This window comes from Acidobacteriota bacterium (genome assembly GCA_022340665.1).
Lineage (GTDB): Bacteria > Acidobacteriota > Thermoanaerobaculia > Thermoanaerobaculales > Sulfomarinibacteraceae > Sulfomarinibacter.
Map to the genome: position 1 here is coordinate 1 of JAJDNM010000085.1, position 6,582 is coordinate 6,582.

The 6,582-nt window shown below is 61.4% G+C and carries 8 protein-coding genes; 7 read left to right on the forward strand and 1 reads right to left on the reverse strand.

Annotated elements, in window-relative coordinates:
* The 3 genes from LJE93_10205 to LJE93_10215 all read left to right on the forward strand — a co-directional run.
* Positions 1-381: hypothetical protein (locus LJE93_10205; protein MCG6949272.1), on the forward strand; the 381-nt coding region annotated here is incomplete at its 5' end.
* Positions 382-724: 343 nt separating this feature from the next.
* Complete coding sequence (locus LJE93_10210; GenBank protein MCG6949273.1) at positions 725-1,489, forward strand: hypothetical protein; 765 nt, start codon at positions 725-727, stop codon at positions 1,487-1,489.
* A 52-nt stretch (positions 1,490-1,541) separates the two neighbouring features.
* Positions 1,542-2,186, forward strand: a complete 645-nt coding sequence (locus tag LJE93_10215; GenBank protein ID MCG6949274.1) for a heme-binding protein — start codon at positions 1,542-1,544, stop codon at positions 2,184-2,186.
* Positions 2,187-2,251: 65 nt separating this feature from the next.
* Here the strand turns inward: LJE93_10215 and LJE93_10220 are convergent, their stop codons facing one another.
* The gene (locus tag LJE93_10220; GenBank protein MCG6949275.1) at positions 2,252-2,968 is read right to left on the reverse strand and encodes an NAD-binding protein; all 717 of its coding nucleotides are present in this window, start codon (positions 2,966-2,968) and stop codon (positions 2,252-2,254) included.
* Positions 2,969-3,151: 183 nt separating this feature from the next.
* Here LJE93_10220 and LJE93_10225 point away from each other — a divergent pair, with 183 nt between their 5' ends.
* The 4 genes from LJE93_10225 to LJE93_10240 form a co-directional block, all read left to right on the forward strand.
* The gene (locus LJE93_10225; GenBank protein MCG6949276.1) at positions 3,152-3,829 is read left to right on the forward strand and encodes a TetR/AcrR family transcriptional regulator; all 678 of its coding nucleotides are present in this window, start codon (positions 3,152-3,154) and stop codon (positions 3,827-3,829) included.
* Complete coding sequence (locus LJE93_10230; GenBank protein ID MCG6949277.1) at positions 3,826-4,281, forward strand: MAPEG family protein; 456 nt, start codon at positions 3,826-3,828, stop codon at positions 4,279-4,281. The genes LJE93_10225 and LJE93_10230 overlap by 4 nt, the downstream gene beginning before the upstream one ends.
* Positions 4,282-4,290: 9 nt before the next feature.
* On the forward strand, positions 4,291-5,022 hold the full coding sequence (locus tag LJE93_10235; protein MCG6949278.1) for an MBL fold metallo-hydrolase: 732 nt from the start codon (positions 4,291-4,293) through the stop codon (positions 5,020-5,022).
* A gap of 298 nt (positions 5,023-5,320) precedes the next feature.
* A partial coding sequence (locus LJE93_10240) for an MFS transporter (protein MCG6949279.1) occupies positions 5,321-6,582 on the forward strand: 1,262 nt, incomplete at its 3' end.

Sequence of the window (6,582 nt, forward strand, 5' to 3'; positions counted from 1 at the left end):
AACCCGCTGGTTGGCGTGGCCCAGATGGACACCGGGATTTACACCGGTAAGGGCAAGAACCAGACTTACGCCTCTGAAACGAACTTCAACGCCGGGGACACGGTGGTCGTCCGTGCGCGTGTTCTGGACGAAAACGGCGGCCCAGTCTCCAACGCCACCGTCGAGATCGTGATCGGTGGACCAGATAACGTGACTCTCAACAGCAACCCGAGTGGCGCTGATGGCTGGGCAGAGGCAAGTTGGAATACACAGAGCCCCAACAGGAAGGGCCAGGGCGGAACTGCTCCTGGGTCCTACACGGCCACCACCACCAACGTCACGGCTTCGGGCTATACCTGGAATTCGGTGACCACCAGTGTGACATTTACCATTACTCAGTAATCGCGGTCAGGATATCGATCTGAAAACTCGGCGGCTCCTACTTCGATGGGAGCCGCCGTTTCAGATGCTCGTTTGAAACGCGGGAGTGGGCCGCACATCGGGCTCCGATCCGACCACGACTGCACTTCGACCGACTGGTGGGCCGTCCCGGGCTGTCCCGAACCTTGCAGAGATGTGGACCACCCACCACACCGTCACGATCTGCGGCGCGACTGTGGTAACGACTTGCGGCGAAACCGGTTCTGGTCGAATCGTTGGAAATTTGGAATTCGCACCTCCTGTTTTCCGTTTGCCGGTTGGACTCGGGCGGTCCGACCTTGCCCGAGCTATCAGGAGTCAGAAAATGAACGTTCGGAACAAAGTGCTGCCTGCGCTGATCTTCACTGCCCTTCTTTTCGTCTTCAACAGTGTGGCCGCCGAGGAAGCGTCGCAGTTCAGCCTCGAGCTCGAGCTGGGGCCAGCATGGCAGAGCAAAAACACTGTCCAGATTCCCAACACCGATGCCGGCACCCGGTTTTCGCTCGAAGATTTGGTGGGATCGGGGCCCTGGGCGGCAGGCCGTCTGTATTTCACCTGGAATATCAACCGGCGGCACAGCCTCCGCGTTTTGGCAGCGCCGTTGTCCTACACCGAATCCGGGATCTTCGACGAGAGGGTGGAATTCGCTGGCGAGAGCTATGAAGCCGTGCTTCCGGTAGAAGCGACCTACCAGTTCAACTCGTGGCGGGTGGGTTATCGCTACCAGTTCAAGGACGGCGAGAGATGGGATCTATGGGTGGGTTTCACGGCCAAAATCCGGGACGCCAAAATCGCCCTCTCGCAGGGCGGCACGTCGAGCGAGGATACCGACGTCGGCTTCGTACCGCTCCTGTCGTTCGCCGCAAACTATCGCTTTGCCGACCGCTGGTACCTCGTATTCGATTTTGAAGGACTCGCCGGAGGACCGGGCCGGGCGATCGATACAGCGCTCAAGGTCGGTTATGACATCGACGATCGGTGGGGGATCACGGCTGGCTACCGAACGGTCGAGGGCGGCGCCGACATCGAGGATGTCTATAACTTCGCGTGGTTCCAGTACGCGGTCGTGTCAGGGATCTTCCGGTTTTGACCGGCTGATCGACCCTCGGACGGACTATTTGTGAGTGTCTCGAGGAGGCTCCATGGAAACGGCAACTCGAAAAACCACAGGGTGGATCGTTTCGACTTTGGCTGTTCTCTGGTTGATTCCGGGGGCAGCTGTGGCAACTGAAGAGCCTGACTACGAGGTTGTAGCCAGCCATGGTGACTTCGAGGTACGCCGCTATGAGGCGATGATTCTCGCTGAAACATGGGTCGAGTCGGAATTCGAGAAAGCCGGCAATGAAGCCTTCCGGCGCCTCTTCGCATACATCTCCGGCGACAATACCGCCCGGTCAAAAATCCCCATGACAGCCCCGGTAGTCCAGGAGTCGTCATCGGAAAAGATCGCCATGACCGCTCCGGTGCTGCAGGAGGATCACGATCCCGGGTGGAGCGTCGCGTTCGTGGTGCCGGCGAAATACTCGTGGGAGACCGCCCCCCAGCCGATTGACCCCAGTGTTTCTCTCCGTCTTGTCCCGGCGCGAACGGTTGCTGCAGTGCGCTTCTCGGGGACCTGGGACGAGGGGAGTTTCACCAAGCGCGAGATCGAACTCAGGGCGCAGCTGGCGGAGCATGGTCTGAAGACCATCGGTGAGGCGGTTTACGCGCGCTACAACCCGCCCTTCACTCCGTGGTTCATGCGTCGCAACGAGGTGATGATTCCGGTGGTCGAAACGGACAACTGACCGGGCCTCGTGCGCCGGATCCCCGTTCACCTCGACAGCTGTCAGACCCACACTGCACGCCGCACCTACGAAGTGCCGGGTGTTGGCTCGCCGTCCAGGGTGCCTGTGCATGGCACCGACACCAGTGTGCGGACGGCGTCGACCTGCTCGCCATTGCCATAGACCAGCAGCACGTCTCCCGCCTTCAGCTCGAGGTCAGGTGACGGGTTCGGCTGCAGCGAGCCGTCTCGCTCGAGCGCGACCACGGTGGCGCCGGTGCATTCTCGTACGGCGAGGCGGCGAAGCGACCAGTTTTCGGCGTGGCACCCCATATCGACAACGATGCGGCCGAGTTCGGCCGCTTCGCGAAGCGCCTCCAGGATCGGCACGGCGGCGTCGGGCTGCGTTCCGCGCAATGCCCCGTAATGCTCGGCGCGCAGGGCATTCCTCTCTTTGGAGATCATAGCAACCGAGGCGCCGTAGAGCCGGAGCGCGCGCAATGTGAGCTCGATCGAGGTTTCGAAATCCTCGGGGATGACCTGATCAGCGCCGAGCTCTTCGAGCGGTTCGACCTCTCGCACGTAACGCGTGCGGGCGAGGATCGTGACCTCCGGAGACAGGCGCCGTGTGGCCGCCACGACCTGTCGTGTTGCGGCCGCATCGGGCACCGCGACAATGACCGTGCGCGCCCGGCCAACACCGGCGGCTTCGAGTACCGGGTCTCGGGTCGCATCGCCGAAAACACCGCGGCCGCCGCCGTCAGCGACTTCGCGAATAGCCGCCGGATTGAGATCGACAACCACGTGCGAAATCTCGAGGCGGCGAGACCGCTATGCCTCAGGCACTCTCCAGTTTTGCCTGAGATTTCACCGACCTTCCCAGAGAGGGGGAAGTACCGCCTGACGTTCCTGTAAACATGATGTGTTTATAAAGTGTAAAAAAATTTTATTATTGACAAAAATTTTTAATCGCATTAAATTAGCGATATGAGTTCAGCCACTACCGATGCCGCGCGCACGAAACGGGAAGCCCGCAACGAACGCCGCAGGGAACAGACGCGTACCGAGATCTTGGATGCGGCCCGCGACATCGTCCTGCGGAACGGCCTGTCGAAATTCAGGCTCGACGAGGTTGCGGAGGAGCTCGCCCTGACGAAACCGGCGATCTATTACTACTTCGACAGCAAGGAGGCGCTCCTTTTCGAGCTTCTGCTCCGTGAGTGGGTGGAGGCCGCCACCGAGGTGGAGGAGGCGGTCGAGGAAACAGAAAATGGAGTCGATGCGGTAGAGCAGCTGATGCGAACTGTGTTTGATCGTTACCGTGACCGCCTCGAGCTCTTCGTGCTTTTTTTCAAGATGGGCCCTGGCGGAGATTTCGAGGGAGTCATCGGCCCCGAGGAACTCGAGCGCATTCGCCCGATCAACGACATGCTGTACGGGGGCGCCGAAAAACGCCTGCGTGCCGATCAGCGGTCCGGAGATTTTCCCGGGAAGCGGGATCCGCGTCGATTTGCCTTTACCGCTCACATGGCGGTTATCGGGCTGCTCAACATGAAGGCGATCGCGGCATCCGCCGACGATCCGTTGATTCACGGAGACGACGAACTGATCGATGACCTCTGCACCACGTTTCGTGATGCAACACTCCAAGGAGGCGAGAGATGACCTTTGACAACCCGGTGTTCGTTACATATGTGATTGCAGCGTCCCTCATGGTGCTCAAGGTGATGGGCCAAGGGTGGATGACGGTGGTGCGGATGATGAAGGTCGGGGGTGGTTTCCTCAACCCCGAAGATGAATCCAAGGGTTGGACGAACCCCAAACCCCGGCCCGGCCAGCTCGATCCTGACGACTACGTGGAGCGTTCCCGCCGGATGCACCGCAACGACCTCGAGAACATTCCGATATTCCTGATCGCGGGGCTCCTGTTCGTCCTGACCGAGCCCGTGTTGTGGGTCGCGCAACTGTTGTTTTTCGGTTTCGTGGCCGCGCGGTTGCTGCATTTCTGGGCCTATCTCACCGCAAAGCCCCACGAGGTACGCGCCACTTTCTTCACTATCGGTTCACTCATCGTCATCGGTATGGCGGTGTTCACGCTCGCTTACGCAATCATCTGAGGAGGCAACATGATGATCACCAATTCCGAGACCAACACCAGCATCGCCGAGATTGCCGACGGCATCTATCGCATCAGCACACCGGTGCCGCCGAATCCGGCATTGCCGGGTGGGTTCACCTTCAATCAGTTCCTGATTGTCGACGAGGAGCCGCTCCTGTTCCACACCGGTCCCCGCAAGATGTTCCCCGTGGTCCGCGAGGCCATCGAGGCGGTGATTCCGGTGAGCAATCTGCACTATCTGGGGATTTCACACTTCGAGGCCGACGAATGCGGCGCCATCAACGAGCTTCTCGAGGTGGCACCCCGGGCCGTGCCGCTCTGCGGTGCGGTGGCCAAGATGGTGTCGGTGGACGATGTTGCAGACCGTGAGGCGCACGGCCTCGGCGATGGTGAAAGGCTTTCTCTCGGAACGCACTCCGTGTGTTGGATCGACACACCCCACCTGCCGCACGGTTGGGATTGTGGCTACCTGTTCGAGAGAAAGACATCCACGCTGTTTTGTGGTGATCTCTTCACCCAGCCCGGCGCCGAGCACCCGCCGCTGACCGAGGGCGATATCCTGGGACCGAGCGAAGCCATGCGGGATGCGATGGACTATTACGCCCACACCCGGAACACCAAAGAGCTCATCGCCAAGCTCGCCGCCAACGAGCCGACCACTTTGGCCTGCATGCACGGCTCCTCCTGGAACGGCAACGGCAGCAAGCTCCTCGAAGAACTGGCTGCTGCTCTCGATTGAGGTTGCGGTGCGTTCCGCACGGCGGTCTCGCCAAGCTGTTCAAATCACGTGGGCCGCGAGGTCCGTCACCGACGTATGGGTGAGAACGGCCGAGAGAATCCGTAGCTGGCGCAGAGCCAACCCATGGCGATTTCGCCGATGCTGTTGAAAATCAGAGGTCCCATCACCAGACGCCAGTGCGAAGAGTTCCCTAAATCAGGTGTCCGGAGAAATACCAGCCGATGCCCGTCGGAACCTCCCGCGCGGACACGCCTTCTCGGTTATGCTTTCGATCGTGACGGCATGAGCCGGAGGAGACGTGACCTCGAGCCTGACAGAGGATCTCTACGCCAAGCTGGTCAACGAGGAGGACGCTCGCGTCTGCCGCGAGATCTCTGAAGACGCGTGCCGCGAGGTCCCACGGAATTTCTTTCTACTCATCGGCAGCTATCTTTTGACAAAGCTCGGGGATTCGATCGCCAATCCCAAGACGACGCTCACCTGGATGATGGATGCGATTGGTGCCCCGGTGGCGCTCACCGGTCTGCTGGTGCCGGTGCGCGAGTCCGGTTCGCTGATACCGCAGCTCGTGATTGCCGCCTTCGTGCGCCGGCAGCCGGTGCGAAAGTGGGTGTGGGTGGTCGGCAGCCTGTTGCAGGCGGCCGCTGTCTTGACCATGGGCGTGATCGCCTGGTTTCTGACCGGAGTCGTGGCCGGCGCTGCGGTGATCGCCTGCCTGGTAGTCTTCAGCCTCGCACGCGGCCTGTCCTCGGTGGCCGCCAAGGACGTGCTCGGCAAGACCATTCCGAAGACGCGGCGAGGCCGGGTCAACGGTTTCAGTGCGAGTGTCGCAGGCATCGCGACACTCGGTATCGGCAGTGCCCTGGTCGTGGTCGGTGCGGACGACGGTGCACCTCTGACATTCCTCGTATTGCTCGCCGGCGCGGCCTCGTTGTGGGTCGTGGCCGCCGCGCTCTACTCGCGGATTGTCGAGGGGCCGGGAGAAACCGAAGGGGGCGGTAACGCGCTGGCCGAGGCGGTGGGCAAGCTCGCGATACTGCGCGACGACCGTCCCTTTCGGACCTTCGTAATCGCACGCGCCCTGCTCCTGTGCTCCGCGCTGTCGGCGCCGTACTACGTCATCCTCGCGCGCGGCCATGATTCGGGTGTCACCGGCCAACTCGGCTTCTTCATCATTGCCGGGGGTCTCGCCTCGAGCGTGAGTGCGCCATTCTGGGGCCGCCTGGCCGACTGGTCGAGCCGAACGGTCATGGTGATGGCAGCACTTATCACCAGCGCGCTCGGATTCATCGCAGTCGCGGTCGAGTTGTTCGTGCCCGGGCTCGGCGCCGCCCTCGGGTTCTATCCTGCCGTCTTCTTCGTGCTCATGGTCGCGCACAGCGGCGTCCGTCTGGGACGCAAGACCTACGTTGTCGACCTCGCGGCGGGTAACCGCCGCACCGACTATGTGGCGGTCAGCAACACAGTCATCGGTGTTGTGCTCCTCGTCCTCGGCAGCATGGGGGCCGTCGCACAGGTCTTCTCGGTTCCGGTTGTGATCCTCGCCCTGTCGGTGCTCGG